The organism is Vibrio sp. Y176 (assembly GCF_033438945.1).
The window spans coordinates 1-925 of record NZ_JAWOQS010000191.1 but is presented as its reverse complement, the minus strand read 5'-3'; the positions used below and the strand labels follow the sequence as shown (position 1 = coordinate 925).

The 925-nt window shown below is 42.9% G+C and carries 3 protein-coding genes; 2 read left to right on the top strand and 1 reads right to left on the bottom strand.

Going from position 1 to position 925, the window contains the following annotated elements; genetic code table 11:
• Together R7O13_RS25030 and R7O13_RS25025 are read left to right on the top strand one after the other, a co-directional pair.
• A partial coding sequence (locus R7O13_RS25030; RefSeq protein ID WP_318304963.1) for an SRPBCC family protein occupies positions 1 to 249 on the top strand: 249 nt, incomplete at its 5' end.
• Positions 239 to 586: an RnfH family protein gene (locus R7O13_RS25025; protein ID WP_005456005.1), complete on the top strand. Its 348-nt coding sequence runs from the start codon at positions 239 to 241 to the stop codon at positions 584 to 586. The genes R7O13_RS25030 and R7O13_RS25025, both read left to right, overlap by 11 nt.
• A gap of 100 nt (positions 587 to 686) precedes the next feature.
• Here the strand turns inward: R7O13_RS25025 and R7O13_RS25020 are convergent.
• On the bottom strand, positions 687 to 925 hold a 239-nt coding region (locus R7O13_RS25020), incomplete at its 5' end, for an outer membrane protein assembly factor BamE (protein WP_318304962.1).

Sequence of the window (925 nt, the reverse complement as noted above, 5' to 3'; positions counted from 1 at the left end):
AATGAGCTTATTCCTGGCCAAGCTATTATGATGAACTTGGTTGATGGTCCGTTTAAAACGCTCCGAGGTGGTTGGATTTTTACTGCGTTGGATGAGCAGGCATGTAAGGTTGAACTTAAGCTTGAGTTTGAGTTTTCGAGCAAAATGATTGAAATGGCGTTCGGCAAGATTTTTAACGAGCTAACTAGCAATATGGTTAATGCATTTACCAAACGCGCGAAACAGGTGTACGAGTGTTATGAGTATTGAGTCAGACATGATTCACGTTGAGGTCGTGTATGCATTGCCTCATGAGCAACGCGTGTTTAACTTAGTTGTGAATAACCACGCGACGGTTGAAGAGATCATTCGTCAGTCGGGTGTCTTGGAATTGTATCCAGAAATTGATTTAGCGAAAAACAAAGTAGGTGTGTTTAGTCGTAATGTAAAACTAGACGCGACCGTACGTGATAAAGACCGCATTGAAATCTATCGCCCTTTATTGGCAGATCCAAAAGAGATTCGTCGTAAGCGAGCAGAGCAAGCAAAAGCGGCTGGGAATGCCGATCCAGTGACTGGTGGCAAGCCAAATGCTCTGCGCAAGTAAGCAGAATAAGCAATATTTTAGATGATAAAAAACCTCCCAAGTGGGAGGTTTTTTTGCATAAAGGTTTTATGATGCCAATCGATGTAATGACAGGATTGGTTTATTGGATCTGTTCGTAAAACGCGTCACTTTTCGGGAAATCACCGCTGATATCGGCCAGCGTTCCTTGGTCATTAAAGTTTACGACAAGATCTTTCTGTACTGGGTCACCGTGGCCTGGCGTGTGATGGTAGATATAATACCAAGTGTTAGGATAGCCATTTTCGATAAGCATTGGCGATCCAAGTACGAAGCGAACCTGTGCTTTAGTCATCCCAAACTTTAATTTATCAACCGCAC